Origin of the sequence: Carnobacterium pleistocenium FTR1 (genome assembly GCF_000744285.1) — a bacterium.
Classification (GTDB): domain Bacteria; phylum Bacillota; class Bacilli; order Lactobacillales; family Carnobacteriaceae; genus Carnobacterium_B; species Carnobacterium_B pleistocenium.
On record NZ_JQLQ01000002.1, the window covers coordinates 2130380 to 2145974 of the forward strand.

Consider the following 15595-nt stretch of genomic DNA (forward strand, 5'->3'; position numbering starts at 1 on the left):
CTTTATTTGACCATTTTTATAAGGACTTTCCATAATCATTCTTTTGTGAATAAATAATCATGATTGTTGTTTGAATCGATAAAACAGATACATCTAAAAAAAGCACTCTCAAAAGTAAATTCATACTAACTTTTGAGGTACCCAATTTTTATTTACTTTGTTCAGTTGTTTGAGTTACATACTTAAGTACAAAAGCTTGAACTTTTTGTTTATATTCCTTTTTGTTCTTTTCATAAGCTTCCGCATGGTCGGCATTAGGTGCAATATATAGCTCCTTAGGTGAAGGATTAGCCTCATACACATCATAGACCATTTCTGTCGGCACAAATTTATCATTTGCACCATGGATAAACAACATAGGAACCTTGTTGTTTTTGATATGTTCAGTTGTATTAGCTTCTCCAAACCAATAGTCAGAACGTAGTTTCGTTACTAAACTAGTTATGGGAATTAAAGGATATTCGGATAAATTATACATATCTTTCAATTGATACGCCAACTCGCCGTTTAAAGAACTATACCCACAATCTTCCACGATCACCTTAACATTATCTGGCAATTCTTCTCCACTGACATTCATAACGGTTGTTCCACCCATGCTGACCCCAAATAAAGCCAGTTCAGCATCTGTGCCAACTTTATCTATCATTAGTTGAATCCACTGCAAGTAATCTTTTCGTTCATGCCAACCAAAACCTATATAATCTCCTTCACTTGTTCCATGTCCGCGGGCATCCGGTACAAATACATTAAACCCCATATCATGGTATAACTTAACATACGACGCCATTTGTTCTAAGTTTCCTGCATATCCATGTGCTAATAGGGCAACTTTTTTAGAAGCAAGCTCACTTTCAATGTAAATCCCTGAAAGCTTCAGTCCATCACCAGATATAATAGATAATTCTTCACGCTCCACTTCATCGTACCATCTTTTTTCTTCCAGCCATGGATCTTCAGGATCGTAATCTCCATCCACATCTATTGCTTCTATAAAATCTTTTTGGTTTATAGCTACTGCTACACCATAAAAATAATTCCCTGCGAACCCTAAAACAAGAATAACCAAAGCCAAAAATACAGCCAAACTTATCCAAATCTTTTTTTTCATCACTCACACTCCATAATTTTGTTGATAGTATCTTCAAACATTCTCTTTATTCTACCCTTTTTGCCGTAAATAGGTGCACAAAAAAAACTATAATTTTTTTAAAGTACCTTTCGAAAATTCAACAAATCCAATCTAACTAAATAGCTACTCAAATGAAATTAGCAGCTATTTATATGGGCTAATTCTTTAAAAAGCTAAGCAACTTAAGTGTCGTATTTCGATTTCTAATGGTAATTTGTTTATAAAAAAGGCGACTAGCCAATTTAGAATAATAAGTTTTACTGTAATGCTGTTTAAAGGAGGAAGACCAAAAAATTGCCTGTTCCCCAATATAAATTTTGTCATAGGTGGAATCAACAGTTGATAAATAAGCCATAATATCACTTTTATTAGCAGAAGCTAGATAAAACAACGCATTGTGCCGATAATCTTCATTTTCTCCCCACCATGTTGGAACATTCGCAAGTTCCATTTTATACTTTTCATCAGAAATAACGACGACTTCAACTGGAAAGGTAAACTGATCTGCTAAGATTGCTTGACACTTTATTAAAACCTCCTGTTCCGCATCCTCTTCACTTTCAACTATTAAATTGCCACTGTTAATATAAGATTTCACATTCATGAAACCAGCGTTGGTTAGATACTGTTTTAACGCACTCATCGGAACTTTGTTGTTCCCTCCAACGTTAATTCCTCGTAATAAAATGATAAATTGCATATAGCCAACCCCCTTTATCAGATTTGTTACATATCCACTTGAAAAGACTTTTTAAGGTATGTCCCATAAAAAATTGGCAACCATTTGATCAACTTGCGTATTTTCATGCAATAGACTGTGATAAGCTTGTGATCCTGTAATGATTTCATAGCGGTACTCAATCCCATTTGTTTGCATTAAATAATTGATAGCTAATGCGCTTCTGAGCGGAACAGTACCGTCTCCGTCTGATCCATCTTTTACATCCCCAGCAACATTCAGCATTGCGGTTTCTTTGGGAAACTGCTGAATGCCAGCAGAAAAGTCGCCATACCGTTCACTGATTACCAAAGGACCGTTCAAATCCAGTGCCTCAAGAGACTGGTCTTCATTACCTGTCACAAAGTCATTAAAGGGTCCGCCGATAGCAACAAAATGATTGACCATTGGCAGAGACTGATCACTCCCGTATGTGACCAGATACCTTAAACTGCTCACAGCTCCCATCGAGTGACCGACTAAGTTAACCTCATCAATTTGGTACGTGCTAGTTAGATAAGATAAAACAACTTTGATCCAATCTGCTTGGTTCCACTCATTGTTTTTATTATCTGCAAATAACACCTGAATCAAGGGATTATTTGTTTGCTCTTGCCAGTCACCTGTTTCAGATATACTTCCATCTGGCTGAACGATTATGGTTAAAACTTTCTTTCCAAAACTACTCGCTTCAAATCGGGACAGCATCCCACTAAAGCTGCCTTCTGTTCCTCCATAGCCATGAATGAACAGTGTTGGAACGTTTGTCTGTGTTGTGGTCAACGGTTCGGTTGAATCACTGCTGGCAAGACTAGCCTCACTAGCACTTGATGAATTTGATCCAACGGACTCTTGACTTTCTTCACCTGTCTTCGTTATTTCTCCATTTCCACACCCCATACTTATAAAGCCTAATAAAAGAACTAGAAAGGAAACTAAAAAGGAAACTAAAAATGTTTTTTTCATATTTTTCTACTCCTAACTACTCTCACCTTTACTCGATCCTATTATGAATCACCTTAGTGTATCAGCAAAAATTCATACTATTTTATAAACAGATTTTTAAAATTAATTTAACGATTTTCTATTTAACGAGTTCATTAATTTCTGTGTGTAAGTCCGCAATGTTTCATTATTAATTATACCATTTTCATCAATTCATTCACCTTATCTTTAAACTTAAAAACTATTAAAAATTTTACTAAGTAAAAATGCTCATCGCCTTCTTTGGGATGGCAATAAGCAAAATTATCTATTTTCAGAGGGTAAATCCTGAATTTTATTGATGCAAGCCTTACTCTTGACCTACTTCTAAATAGCGATATAGATTGACATCCATTGGTTCTACAAATTTCAGATTCATTTCAACCACTTTTTTCTTATTGCCATTTTGAACAGGTTTTTCTAATTCAACAATAGAATCCTTTAACGGAATTACTTCGCCTAAATAGTAAAATTCTATTCCTTCATTATCTGATTTTTTTGCAAAAACGCGTATTTTCCAGTCTTCTGGGTGTAATAATTTTTGAACTTCAGGAGAGTTCATCGTTCTAGGAGCCTTGGTAAACCATCTCATCGTTGAAGTATCCAACAGTTCATCTTCATAAGCCATTTGTGCTCCTGAGAAATTCTCCCCTTTTTTAAGCGTTACAAAAATAACAAATTCGCCTTTACTTGCCGTATACCCACCAATATTTTGGTCTACCATTTGTTTGTCCCAATTTAATAAACGCAAAACATCTTTTCGCTTATATTTTTGATAGCGTGTCAACGGCTCTGAAGAACTGTAGCTTGTCGACTTAAGTTGCCCAGTTAAAAGGATATCTGTGATCAAATGGACAAAGTAACCATTGGTCATTGCTTGTTTAAACAATGGCGTTAAACTGACTTGATCATTCGTCCACTCAATAAATGCTTGCCCTTTATAGGTAGAGGCGATTGAACCGGTATAAAAAGTTAAACTTAATGTATTTAAAACAGAATGAACCGTTTCATTAGTTGCTAAGACATCCTGCTGTTTAAACAACTGCTGAATCTCTTCTAAAGTCATCGTTTTTTCAGGTTCACTAATCATTTTTTGTAATAAAATTAATTCTTGTTTGCGTATGCCAGCTAAAAATTCGCGTGAAGCAATCATTAAAAATCGATTTTCTATTGAGCAAATATTTTCTTCATTTTGTTTAATACTCACTAAAAAATCATAATAACTGGTCTTTTTATTGGCCATCAAAATAGGATCCAGCGTTTTTTGTTCTTGAAAGTCTTTCAAATAAGGGACTCGCCCAAGACGGTTTAAGAGCAGTTCAAAAGCTTTTTTTAATTCACTCATGCTATTCATCGATGCTTGGTTGATCGACGAAAAAATTTGTTGCCTTGCAATTTTCTCGAAATTCACAGAAGAAACACCTGAAATAAAGTTCGTATCAAACGTATCTTTACGCAAACTATTTTTATCTCTAGACATATCTCCCGATAAAGCCATTGGAATCATATAGTTATTCTTATAGTTTCCAATAAAATCAATCACCGTAACATATTCTTTTGACGAATCTTTTCTTAACCCACGCCCTAATTGTTGAATAAAAATAATATTAGACGCTGTATTTCGAAGCATCACTATTTGATTGACTTTTGGAATATCAATACCTTCATTAAAAATATCCACTGTAAAAATGTATTCAATTTCACCGTTCTCTAACCGTTGGACTTGTTTTTCTCTTTCCACTAGCGAATGGTCTCCTGAAAGATAAGAACTCGAATGTCCTTTTTTATTGAACAGTAAGGATAAGGCTTTCGCCTCTTGTTTGCGACTACAAAAAACTAATCCTTTGGGTGTATTTCCCGAACACCCATAATAATCAAGTTTTTCTAATAAGTAAGTAGTCCGTTCTTCTTCAATTAAATTCTTCAAATCGGTGGATTCAGAAATCAGCTCGCCATTTTTTTCGTAATCGGTGACTCCAAAATAATGAAATGGGCAAAGCATCTTTTCTTCTAGTGCTTCTTGAAGACGGATCTCGTAAGCAATCGTGTAATCAAACAATTCGAAGACGTTAAACCCATCTGTTCTTTCTGGAGTTGCTGTCATTCCCAATAAGAAATTTGGTTGGAAATAGGCAAGTACTTTATGATAAGATTTCGCTCCAGCTTTATGAACTTCATCAATCAATATATAATCAAAGTGATTTTTAGCAAACTGTTGTAAGACCGCATCTTTTGAAATTGTTTGGATCGTTGCAAATAAATAGTTTGCATTTATTTCTTTTTTATTTCCAGAAAGGATACCAAATTCCTCATTATTTCCACCAACAATTTTTTTGTAATCACTCTTTGCCTTATTTAGAATCTGTTCTCTATGAACGACAAATAAGACACGTTTTGGTTTAGCTTGTAAGACATCAAATGCCGATAAATAAGTCTTACCTGTCCCTGTAGCTGAAATGACTAGCCCTTTTTTTGCGCCAGTTTCTCTTAATTCTTTAAGATTATTTAATGCTATTTTTTGCATTTTATTCGGTCTAATTGCACTATAAGACATCTCTGCTTCAGTCGATCCTATTTCCTGTACTTTACTTACTTCCCTAGAAAAAGTCATAGGTTGATAAGTCTTTTTATAATTACGAATCCATTCATGCGTTAATCTTTGAGCATCTTGCCATTCCTGCTCCATATGTAATTGTATCTCTTGCAGCATTTGACCGTGTTCGTAAGACGTTAAACGAACATTCCATTCATAATTAATCTTTAATGCACTCATTGTTAAATTAGAACTACCTATAATAAAAGAATGAAACCCTTGTTGCTTAAAAAGGTAGCCTTTAGAATGAAATCCTTGCTGCTTTGAAATACGTACTTCTACATTCGGTATCTTTAATAAATCTTCAAAGACAGCAGGTTGGTTAAAGGCTAAATAAATTGAAGTCACAATCTTTCCTCTGACTCCTTGTGCATGTAAATCTGCTAGTTTGGTTTTTAATGCTGCTAATCCAGCTTGCGTTAAAAAGGCCACAGAAAAAAAGAACTCTTCACACGAATCTAATTCACTTTGTAATACATTTAGCATAAACTGTTTATTTTTTGTATCATTAATAATAAATTTTGGATCATACGAAGAAGCTCCAACTTTATGATTGACGAAAGCTTTTTTCAAAGACTGCTCTAGAATATCTGTCATAAGCTTACATTCTCTTTTATTAATTTTTCTACTGCTGGTAAATCTGCTGGTGCCCATTTCAAGACATTTAATTCTACTGGCTTTAACCACTTCAATTCACTGTGTTCAGACAACTGTGGTGTACCTTTTTTTAGCATACAAATAAAGGTTGTTAAGTTCACTAAACCGAAATCATATTGGTAACTAGTTGTTTCAAATTTTTCAGATTGGACATCTACCTCAATCCTTAACTCTTCTTTTAATTCACGAATTAAGGCCTCTTGGGGGGTCTCACCATCTTCTATTTTCCCACCAGGAAATTCCCACATATGTGCCAGAGCTTTACCTTCTCCTCTTTGTGCACATAAAATTTTACCGTTCTCTACTAAAATAGCACCTACAACATCCATCGTTTTCAACAAGTTCACTTCTTTCTTTTTACTTCTTGATCTCATTTTATCATAGAGATTTTACCTTTAAAGATCAAGTTACAAAAACAGTTTTCTCTGTAAGCGAACGTGTCTTTCATATGCTAGTGTAATTATGATTATCTTTACAAAAAAAGCCTTACGTCAAAAGGTGTGGATAAGTCTTACCAAAAGTAGGTATATGACAAATAGTGTTTATACTTCAAAAAAAATCTTATGGAATAGACGTTTTTGCTTATAAAGCCATGGGACCGCCTGAAGTCTAAAAACCGCAGTCTTAAGGCTTTCAATCCTCAACAGGCCGTAATCGCTGAAGCGTTAACGTTCTGTTATTCGCATTGAATCTAACATATGGCTACAAGCAACCTATTCCTCCAGAATTTTTAGTATGTAATTAAATTAACTCTGTCAATACTAAAAATTATAGGCCCCTTTAATTAATTTATCCACGCAAAAAAAGCCTAGAACTTGAAAGTTCTAGGCAAAAAATAGTAATGAATAAATAGCTTCACTAAATTTTATTTTTTCTTATTCTTATTCTTATTCTTATTCCAAATTGATTTAGCCGCGCTTTTCATAACACCCATAAAACTTAGGGACTGTACCATATGACTTGGATCTACATATACTTGGATAGCTTGAAGTACTTTTTTAGGATCTTTAGAAGAAAAAGTAAAGGTCCCAGATTTTTTGGTTTCAATCGCATAACGTGGAATCCATTTCCCTTTAAACATTACAGAGGCAATGACATTCTCTACTTCTTCCCATGGTATTTGAATAAATTTACGAGCATCGCGTGCATTAAAAAATTCAAATCCACTATCACCAATCATAATCTTTCCATAATCCGTTAACCCCGTAAAAGCGGTGGCATCTATTACCAAGTCTACCTTTGTATTAATTGATTCAACCATTCTATCCGCTCCATTTCTTTTAACTTCTTATATTCATTATACGTTGTTTCAAATGATTTAGGCAATATAAAAAGTGGCTGAGAGGATCCCAACCACTTTTTATATGCAAACTATTATCGCTTCACAGATTTAAATTTTGCTTTATATTATAGAAGTCCGATTACGTGTCCGCCAACTCCGACTACGAATAAGCCAAGAATAATAATGATTGGGCTAACTTTTTTCCTAAGTAAAAACATACAGAAAAATGTTAGAGCCAATGCAGCTAATCCAGGAATCAATTGATCCAAGTTGTTTTGTAAAGTTGTTACTTTAATAGGTGAAAGTGCCAATCCTGAATTTACTTGTTCAAAGGCTTGACGAATACCTTCTCCACCATTAGGAAGATCATCCCATATAATAAATGCTCCATCGTCTAATTGAACTTCAGAAACAACTGGTTGGAAACTAATGGATACCCAACGCTGTACCAGTGCAGCCAAGACGAACATACCTAAAATTGAAGCACCTTTTGTAATATCTTGTAATAATCCACCTGAAAGGTCATCGGTAATTTTAGAACCAGCTTTATAACCAAGTTCTTGTGTATACCACATGAATCCCCAACGAATTAAGTTCCAAGCTACGAAGAAAATGATTGGTCCAAGAATACTTCCACCCATTGCTAATGATGCTCCTAGAGCACCTAACATAGGACGTACAGTAAACCAGAAGACTGGATCGCCGACACCGGCTAACGGACCCATCATCCCAACTTTTACCCCTTGAATAGCTACATCATCAACTGGTGCACCATTAGCACGTTCTTCTTCAAGTGCTAATGTAACTCCAAGAATTGGTGAAGCAATATATGGGTGAGTATTAAAGAATTCCAAGTGACGTTTTAACGCTGCTGCTCGGTCCTCTTGAGTTGTGTATAATTTTTTAATTGCTGGAATCATTGAGTATGCCCAACCACCATTTTGCATACGTTCATAGTTCCAAGAACCTTGGATGAACGTTGAGCGCCATGCTACGGCTAAGCGATCTTTTTTTGATAACTGAATTTTTTCTGCCATGTCTCTTCTCCTCCTTCGGAATTAATAATCGTTTAAGATATCGCCTAACGGGTCACCAGAGTTGCTTCCGCCGCCATTTGATGAGCCTCCCATTTTAGAAAGGTTCAAGTAAATTAGAGCAAGAGCTACGCCAATTGCACCAAGAGCAATAAGTGTTAATTGAGAAATAGCTGCTACTACGAAACCGATAATGAAGAACGGCCATACTTCTCTTGTTGCCATCATGTTGATTACTAATGCATAACCAACCGCAACAACCATTCCTCCACCAATAGCCATACCATCAGTTAACCATGCTGGCATTGATTCTAAGAAAGATTGAACTGTTTCTGCTGGGATGAATAAAAGTGCTGCTGCAGGAATTGCGATACGAACTCCTTGCATAGCTACTGCTGATAAGTGTAACATTTCAATTTTTTTGAAATTGCCATCTTCAGCTGCAGTATCCATTAAATGTACGATAGGTACTGCTAATGTACGAACAACCATTGTTAAGAAAAGTCCTGCTACTGCAAGTGGAACCGCAATTGCGATAGCTGCTGGAACTCCGGCAACCCCTTGTCCACCTAATACTAAAATAATTGCTGATGCAACTGATGCTAATGCAGCATCTGGTGCTACGGCTGCTCCAATGTTTGCCCAACCAAGAGCGATCATTTGAAGTGTTCCGCCAAGAACGATACCTGCTGTCAAATTACCGGTTACTAAACCGATTAATGTACATGCTACTAGTGGTTGATGGAATTGGAATTCATCTAAGATTCCTTCAATACCTGCTAGGAAAGCAATAAGAATTACTAAAACAATTGATATTATAGACATAATAGGCCTCCTATTTAATTTAATTTACTTTACTTTACTTTACTTTACTCGTTTATTTTACGCGTGCTAATTCATTTTTTGCTTTTTTAAGAAGATCTTCCATGTTGGCACTAGAATCATTTGGTACTTTACGTACATCAAATTTAACGCCTTTGGCTTTCATCTCTTCAAAAGCTTTCACATCTTCTTGTCCCATAGAAAGAACTTTATTAACGACAACTTTACCAACTGAATGTGCTAGAGAACCAACGTTAACTTCTTTAATATCTACGCCGCCTTCGATAGCTCTAATAACGTCTTTTGGATTTTCGAATAACAATAATGCTTTAGTACTTCCAAAACGAGGATCCTTAGAAATTTCAATCATTTTATCGATTGGAACAACGTTAGCTTTAACTCCCGGTGGTGCTGCCTGTTCGATTAATCTTTTACGAAGATCATCCTTAGCTACTTCGTCTGAAACAATAAGAATGCGGCTTGGTAATACTGATTTTGTCCAAGCTGTGGCTACTTGACCATGCAATAAACGTGAATCTACACGTGTCAAAACTAATTTGATTTTGCCATCGCCCATTACTGTACCTGGTGGAATTGAACCTTGTACCGGTGCAGAAGCTGAACTAGTATTTGTTACTGGTTCTAACTCTTCTGGTCTAATTCTTACGCCTTCTTTTGCTGTTTCAATAACATGTGCTGCAATTTCTTGAGCAGAATTCATTGACAAACGAGATGCATAAGATTCAATTACCATTGGTAAATTTAATCCAGAAACAATTGCCCACTTATCTTTACGTTCTTCAAACAATGCGTTAGCTTGATTAAATGGAGTACCTCCCCATAAATCAACTAAGAATAATACTTCATCTTGATCATCGAATGATGCAATTGCAGTTTGCATTTTTGCTTTTACATCTTCTGGACCTTCACTTGGCATTAGAGTAATAGCTTTAACATTTTCTTGTTCTCCAAAGATCATTGCGCCAGATTGCAAGATGCCTTCAGCGAATTCGCCATGGCTTGCTAGTATAATTCCTACCATACTTCTACCTCCTAAATAATTTATTTCTATTTTTCGAGTTAGACGCAACTAATATACTTAATCTTTTACTAGTTTTGTCTAATTTAAAACAATTTCTCAACTAACACCACCGCCACCTTTCATTTGTAATCTAAACGTTTACAGTTTAAATCACTTCAATAGTGTCATTAAAATTGTCCATATACTTAATATAATGCAAATATCGTGCCAACTTTAGTGTATCGATAAAGAAACCTTTTATATCAACATTAACACTCAAAAACAGTCTCCTAAAAACGATACACTAATTAGTGTATCGTTTTTACTGGACCTATTTCTTTTACTTTTATTTCTATTTTTAGTGTATTGTATCAAATAGAAATTACATTTTATTAGAATGTGTTTTAAAACTAGCTTGTTAAGAGAAAATTTTATGAATATTGCATCTCATATTGTTAGACCACCACTGCTTCGAAACTGAACTGATTTCAGTCATCCATGAAACAAATAAAGACTCATAGTAAACTACTCTTTGAGTAAGCACAACGAGTCTTAGTTCGAGCAACTCAGATTAATTTTCTATTTGAGGACTTATACAGCTTAGTTCTTTCCCATTAGAAATACCGTTTGTCTGCCGTTGCTATTCTATAACTTTTCACCTTTCAAAAGATTGCAATACGATTAAAATCAGATGTTGGCTTTTTAATTTAGCGGTGTTATTCTATTTTCATTACCCCACGAGAGGATGTCAAATCATGACACAATCATTTAGCCAAAAAGTTATTATTATTAGAACCAGGATTTAGACACTGTATTTTTTTCAGTAGTTTAAGTCCTATTCAAGCTTGTTTGGCTGAATGGGACTTGGGCCACCCATTCATTTATTGAATGGGTGGCCTTTTTATTTTCTCGAAAGGATGTGTTGCTATAAAATGTAGAATTTCATACAAAAAAAATCAATAAACATAACTATCTTTTATTACACCATTGGAGGGACCTAGATGAAATATTTCAGCAAATTCAATCAGTTTTATACCAAATACTTAGCTTATATTGTTGTAGGAGTTGCGGCAGTTGCCCTTTTATTACCGACCTCTTTTTTATGGGCTAGCAGCCACACTGCTTTATTTCTTCAAATTGTTATGTTTACGATGGGATTAACTATGCAACCAGCAGACTTCGTAGCCGTTCTCAAAAAACCTTGGCAAGTTTTATTAGTGATTTTGGCACAATACACTTTCATGCCACTCTTTGCTTTTCTATTAGCCAAACTATTCCACTTACCAGATGAAATTGCGCTTGGTTTAATCTTAGTTGGTTGTGTACCTGGAGGAACTTCTTCGAATGTTCTGACTTACTTGGCAAATGGAGATGTCCCCTTATCGGTTTCGGCTACTTCTGTCTCAACCTTACTAGCGCCTGTTCTAACGCCTTTATTTTTATCTTTCTATGGTGGTGCTTATATAGAGATTAGTTTTTGGAATATGTTTTCATCCATTATTCAAATTGTTTTGCTTCCAATTCTTAGCGGACTTATATTAAGTTATTTCTTTACTGCCTATCTGAAAAAATTCGAGACATTATTACCTTCCTTTTCTGCAAGTGCTGTTTTATTAGTATTAGGAGGGACGGTTGCACTCAATTCAGCAACTTTATTGGGAACAGGCTTAATTATGTTCTTGATTGTTTGGCTACACAGTCTGTCTGGCTATGCACTGGGATATGTGATCTGCAAACTATTCAAAATAGATCGCTCTGCTAATAGAGCGATGGCAATTGAAATTGGCGTACAAAATACTGGTCTTGCAGGCAGTTTAGGCTTAGCCCATTTCAGCCCAGAAACGGCTTTAGCTGGTGCAGCTGGAACAATTGTCCATACACTATTTGGTACCATTTATGCTAACCTTTGTCGCAACAAGGACAATACTGCTAAAAAAGTCACCTCCCTACCTCTTACAAATAAAGGTTAGATTAAACTTATACTACGGAAGAAGGAATTTATTATGCGTTTAAGTCAAGTTGTACGTCCAGGTCCTGGTCAATTTTTATGCGAGTCTGGTGCCTTAAACCAATTGGATCAAAAATTAGCGTCTTTTAATAATCCTGTTATCATCACAGGCGAATTGTCTTATCAAGCTTTTAAAAAGCATTACTCTGGTTCTTTAAATTTACCAGTATTTCAATATGATGGAACAGCTTCACACGAAGATATGGAACGTCTTTCTTCATTAATAAAGAAAACAGATTGCGTAGTGGGAATTGGCGGGGGACGCGCTTTGGATACTGCCAAAGGAACTGCAGAATTATTAAAGGTAGAGTACGTGACGATTCCAACTGTTTTAGGAACTTGTGCAGCATACACTCCTCTTTCAGCTGTGTATCATCCTGATCATACTTTCAAAGTAGTGGATTACTATGAAAAAGCAGCTTTACTTTGCTTGATGGATCTAGATTTATTAGTAGAATCACCAAAGAATTATTTTATGGGTGGAATTGGAGATACCCTAGCTAAGTATTATGAAGCAGAAGGCATTACTCGACATATTGAAGGCAACTTACCGGCGATGGTTCAAGTAGGGTTAAAAACTGCAAAAGTAACTCAAGAATTATTATTGAAAGACAGTGCCGAAGCTTTAAAGAGTCTGGAAAATACTGAAGTAACAGACGCGTTCAAACGAGTTGCCGAAACAGTCATAGCCATTGCCGGAACCGTTGGCGGATTTGCGGGAGAATATGGCCGTATGGCTGGTGCACATGCTGTTCATAACGGTATGTCCCTTATTCAAGAAACGCATGTTTTTGAGCATGGTGTGAAAGTGGCTTATGGTGTTTTAATTCAGCTTTGGGCGTCAGGCGATGAAAAGGAAGTCAGAAAATTGCTGCTGTTTTTTGAATCAAATCACTTTCCACATCGTTTCTCAGACTTTGCTGTGAAAAATAATTTCTTGGAAAAAGCAAAAAAAGTCGCTGACTTTGCTGCTTCAGATAATGAAACATTTAAGTTAGCCGTACCTGGTGTAACCAAGGAAGCAATTTTTGAGGCTATGAATGCAGTAGAAGATTTTTCGAAATCTGTTTCTGGTAATTATTAAAACACAATTCTCACTTTGCTACTGCTAAATGAAATAAAATGTTTGACTTAGAAAATAACAAAGCCTATACTGTGAAATATATTAGTAATCGATAAAAGAATATTAATAAACCGATAATCAAGAGTAGTAGAGAAAGTCATTTTGTTTGAAAGAGAGTCGTAGGTGGTGGAATTACGACAGCAAAAGTTTCTTGAATGGACTTGTGAGGGCAGCCTGAAATTAATTTAGAGTAGGCGCTGACGGGAAACCCTTTCCGTTATCAAATGGGGCACATATGATTGTATGTGAAACGAGTGGATGTTCTTTTGAGCATCAATTTGGGTGGTATCGCAGGAGTCTAGACTCTTGTCCCTTTATACAGGGGGACAAGGGTCTTTTTTTGTACCCAAAATTAGAAAGGATGAGGACAATGGCTAACCACTCAACAATACCGGTGCAAGAAATAACAGAACCACAAGAAGCTGAATTTATCAAAATGGGAATTTCAGAGTTGCTATCAGGACACGATCTAAACTTGGAAACAGCAAAAAGTATCATGCAAGAAATTATGAATGGATCGGCTACTGATGCCCAAATCGCTGCTTATCTAACAGCGTTAAGGATGAAAGGCGAAACGGTTGAGGAAATCACTGCTTCAGCACTGGTGATGCGAGATCATTCTCAAAAAGTGACTAGCAAGATAGACGCCATGGATATTGTAGGAACCGGTGGCGATAAGGCTTTTACATTTAACATTTCAACTACTGCTGCTTTTGTGATTGCAGCGGCTGGCATACCGGTTGCCAAACATGGAAACCGCAGCTCTTCAAGTAAAAGCGGCAGTGCTGATGTACTAGAAGCATTGGGCGTCAAAATTGATTTAGCGGCTGCACAAAGTGAAAAAATGCTAAACGAAATTAATATGTGTTTCATGTTTTCCCAGAACTACCACCCTGCAATGAAGTATGCGGCACCTGTTAGAAAACAAATTGCTGCTCGTACCATCTTCAACATTCTTGGCCCACTGGCAAATCCTGCCAATACCACCATGCAAATGTTGGGTGTATACGATACAGCTTTGGTAAATCCTTTAGCAAAAGTCCTACAAAATCTGGGCATAAAAAAAGGAATGGTCTTTGGCGGAAACGATGGGCTAGATGAAATTACGTTAACCACTACTACTGAAGTAGCTGAAATACGAAATGGGGTCATCAAGTCTTTTATATTTGATCCAAAAGACTACGGATTTGATTACTGCCACAAAGAAGCATTAATGGGCGATACGCCCGAAGTGAATGCTCAAATCACGTTAGCTATCTTTGCAGGAGAAAAAGGACCTAAACGCGATACGATTTTATGCAACGCCGGGCTAGCCATTTATTTGGCAAAAGAAGATATAACTATTTCTGAAGCTATCCAACTTGCGGGAACGCTGATCGATAATGGCGCGGCACTCGATAAATTAAATGAGTTTATAAAACAATCACATGAGGTGACCGCATGATTTTAGATGAAATTGTCAAAAGTACCGAGAAACGAGTAGCTCTATCCAAAAAAGCTGTTCCTTTAGAAGAGATGAAACAAAAAGCTTTGGAACACTCAATTGACCGTAGCTTTCCATTTGAAAAAGCACTCGCTGAAGAAAAAATAAGTTTTATTTGTGAAGTGAAACGAGCTTCGCCTTCCAAAGGGATGATTGCTGAAAAATTTGATTACTTAGCGATTGCGCAGTCTTACGAAAAAGCAGGTGCAACAGCCCTATCGGTTTTGACAGAACCAGCATTTTTCAAAGGAAAAAATGCTTATCTTACTGAAATCAAGCAAACAGTCAATCTGCCCATTTTAAGAAAAGATTTTGTTATTGACGAGTATCAAATTTATGAAACTAAAGCAATTGGAGCTGATGCTGTTTTGCTGATTGTATCTCTACTAGATGATAAACAATTACAGCACTACCACGAGTTGGCACACTCATTAGGGTTATCAGCTTTGGTAGAAGTTCACTCACAAAAAGAATTAAAAAGGGCTTTGAGAGTGAATCCTTCAGTTATCGGTGTCAATAACCGAGACTTAAAAACGTTTATAGTGGATTTGAAAAACTCAGTTGACTTACGTAGCCGGGTGCCAAAAGACACCTTGTTTATTGCCGAAAGCGGGATAAAAACAAGAAAAGACGTGGCTATTTTAGAAAAAGCTTCAGTGGATGGCATTTTGATTGGGGAAACTATGATGCTCGCTGAAGATAAAAACAAGCGGTTGTTAGAATTGCGAGGTGCCTAAA

13 protein-coding genes and 1 other annotated feature are annotated in these 15595 nt (G+C 36.2%); of the genes, 4 read left to right on the forward strand and 9 right to left on the reverse strand.

Going from position 1 to position 15595, the window contains the following annotated elements:
- Positions 1 to 148 precede the first annotated feature (148 nt).
- From BP17_RS10475 to BP17_RS10515, 9 genes are all read right to left on the reverse strand, one after another.
- A complete protein-coding gene (locus BP17_RS10475) occupies positions 149 to 1111 on the reverse strand; it encodes an alpha/beta hydrolase (RefSeq protein WP_035054157.1) in 963 nt (320 codons plus the stop codon).
- Positions 1112 to 1289: 178 nt separating this feature from the next.
- Positions 1290 to 1832: a DUF1697 domain-containing protein gene (locus BP17_RS10480; protein ID WP_035054159.1), complete on the reverse strand. Its 543-nt coding sequence runs from the start codon at positions 1830 to 1832 to the stop codon at positions 1290 to 1292.
- 51 nt (positions 1833 to 1883) lie between these two features.
- Positions 1884 to 2816, reverse strand: coding sequence for an alpha/beta hydrolase (locus tag BP17_RS10485; RefSeq protein WP_035054161.1), 933 nt, complete (start codon positions 2814 to 2816; stop codon positions 1884 to 1886).
- Between the two features lie 328 nt (positions 2817 to 3144).
- Positions 3145 to 6024, reverse strand: a complete 2880-nt coding sequence (locus tag BP17_RS10490) for a DUF3427 domain-containing protein (protein ID WP_035054164.1) — start codon at positions 6022 to 6024, stop codon at positions 3145 to 3147.
- The gene (locus BP17_RS10495) at positions 6021 to 6413 is read right to left on the reverse strand and encodes a (deoxy)nucleoside triphosphate pyrophosphohydrolase (RefSeq protein ID WP_035055445.1); all 393 of its coding nucleotides are present in this window, start codon (positions 6411 to 6413) and stop codon (positions 6021 to 6023) included. The genes BP17_RS10490 and BP17_RS10495 overlap by 4 nt, the downstream gene beginning before the upstream one ends.
- Before the next feature lie 536 nt (positions 6414 to 6949).
- The gene (locus BP17_RS10500; RefSeq protein WP_035054167.1) at positions 6950 to 7345 is read right to left on the reverse strand and encodes a DUF956 family protein; all 396 of its coding nucleotides are present in this window, start codon (positions 7343 to 7345) and stop codon (positions 6950 to 6952) included.
- Positions 7346 to 7491: 146 nt separating this feature from the next.
- Positions 7492 to 8403 (reverse strand): PTS system mannose/fructose/sorbose family transporter subunit IID, encoded by a 912-nt coding sequence (locus tag BP17_RS10505; protein WP_035054169.1) that lies wholly within the window; start codon positions 8401 to 8403, stop codon positions 7492 to 7494.
- A 21-nt stretch (positions 8404 to 8424) separates the two neighbouring features.
- Positions 8425 to 9225 (reverse strand): PTS mannose/fructose/sorbose transporter subunit IIC, encoded by an 801-nt coding sequence (locus tag BP17_RS10510; RefSeq protein WP_035054171.1) that lies wholly within the window; start codon positions 9223 to 9225, stop codon positions 8425 to 8427.
- A 52-nt stretch (positions 9226 to 9277) separates the two neighbouring features.
- Positions 9278 to 10264, reverse strand: a complete 987-nt coding sequence (locus BP17_RS10515) for a mannose/fructose/sorbose PTS transporter subunit IIA (protein ID WP_035054172.1) — start codon at positions 10262 to 10264, stop codon at positions 9278 to 9280.
- A gap of 980 nt (positions 10265 to 11244) precedes the next feature.
- On the opposite strand from BP17_RS10515, the gene BP17_RS10520 reads away from it, so the two are divergent.
- From BP17_RS10520 to trpC, 4 genes are all read left to right on the forward strand, one after another.
- The gene (locus BP17_RS10520) at positions 11245 to 12213 is read left to right on the forward strand and encodes a bile acid:sodium symporter family protein (protein ID WP_035054174.1); all 969 of its coding nucleotides are present in this window, start codon (positions 11245 to 11247) and stop codon (positions 12211 to 12213) included.
- Positions 12214 to 12246: 33 nt separating this feature from the next.
- The gene (locus BP17_RS10525; protein WP_035054176.1) at positions 12247 to 13335 is read left to right on the forward strand and encodes an iron-containing alcohol dehydrogenase family protein; all 1089 of its coding nucleotides are present in this window, start codon (positions 12247 to 12249) and stop codon (positions 13333 to 13335) included.
- 104 nt (positions 13336 to 13439) lie between these two features.
- Positions 13440 to 13691: a binding site (T-box leader), on the forward strand.
- Positions 13692 to 13744: 53 nt separating this feature from the next.
- Positions 13745 to 14818 carry an anthranilate phosphoribosyltransferase gene (trpD, locus tag BP17_RS10530; RefSeq protein WP_084676365.1) on the forward strand — a complete coding sequence of 358 codons (1074 nt, stop codon included), beginning with the start codon at positions 13745 to 13747 and terminating at the stop codon, positions 14816 to 14818.
- Positions 14815 to 15594, forward strand: coding sequence for an indole-3-glycerol phosphate synthase TrpC (gene trpC, locus BP17_RS10535; RefSeq protein ID WP_035054180.1), 780 nt, complete (start codon positions 14815 to 14817; stop codon positions 15592 to 15594). The genes trpD and trpC overlap by 4 nt, the downstream gene beginning before the upstream one ends.
- Position 15595 lies beyond the last annotated feature (1 nt).

What these genes read in the sequence shown, in the direction of transcription:
- BP17_RS10475 (WP_035054157.1), bottom strand. Translation starts at nt 1,111, where the DNA reads ATGAAAAAAAAGATTTGGATAAGTTTGGCTGTATTTTTGGCTTTGGTT.
- BP17_RS10480 (WP_035054159.1), bottom strand. Translation starts at nt 1,832, where the DNA reads ATGCAATTTATCATTTTATTACGAGGAATTAACGTTGGAGGGAACAAC.
- BP17_RS10485 (WP_035054161.1), bottom strand. Translation starts at nt 2,816, where the DNA reads ATGAAAAAAACATTTTTAGTTTCCTTTTTAGTTTCCTTTCTAGTTCTT.
- BP17_RS10490 (WP_035054164.1), bottom strand. Translation starts at nt 6,024, where the DNA reads ATGACAGATATTCTAGAGCAGTCTTTGAAAAAAGCTTTCGTCAATCAT.
- BP17_RS10495 (WP_035055445.1), bottom strand. Translation starts at nt 6,413, where the DNA reads ATGGATGTTGTAGGTGCTATTTTAGTAGAGAACGGTAAAATTTTATGT.
- BP17_RS10500 (WP_035054167.1), bottom strand. Translation starts at nt 7,345, where the DNA reads ATGGTTGAATCAATTAATACAAAGGTAGACTTGGTAATAGATGCCACC.
- BP17_RS10505 (WP_035054169.1), bottom strand. Translation starts at nt 8,403, where the DNA reads ATGGCAGAAAAAATTCAGTTATCAAAAAAAGATCGCTTAGCCGTAGCA.
- BP17_RS10510 (WP_035054171.1), bottom strand. Translation starts at nt 9,225, where the DNA reads ATGTCTATAATATCAATTGTTTTAGTAATTCTTATTGCTTTCCTAGCA.
- BP17_RS10515 (WP_035054172.1), bottom strand. Translation starts at nt 10,264, where the DNA reads ATGGTAGGAATTATACTAGCAAGCCATGGCGAATTCGCTGAAGGCATC.
- BP17_RS10520 (WP_035054174.1), top strand. Translation starts at nt 11,245, where the DNA reads ATGAAATATTTCAGCAAATTCAATCAGTTTTATACCAAATACTTAGCT.
- BP17_RS10525 (WP_035054176.1), top strand. Translation starts at nt 12,247, where the DNA reads ATGCGTTTAAGTCAAGTTGTACGTCCAGGTCCTGGTCAATTTTTATGC.
- trpD (WP_084676365.1), top strand. Translation starts at nt 13,745, where the DNA reads ATGGCTAACCACTCAACAATACCGGTGCAAGAAATAACAGAACCACAA.
- trpC (WP_035054180.1), top strand. Translation starts at nt 14,815, where the DNA reads ATGATTTTAGATGAAATTGTCAAAAGTACCGAGAAACGAGTAGCTCTA.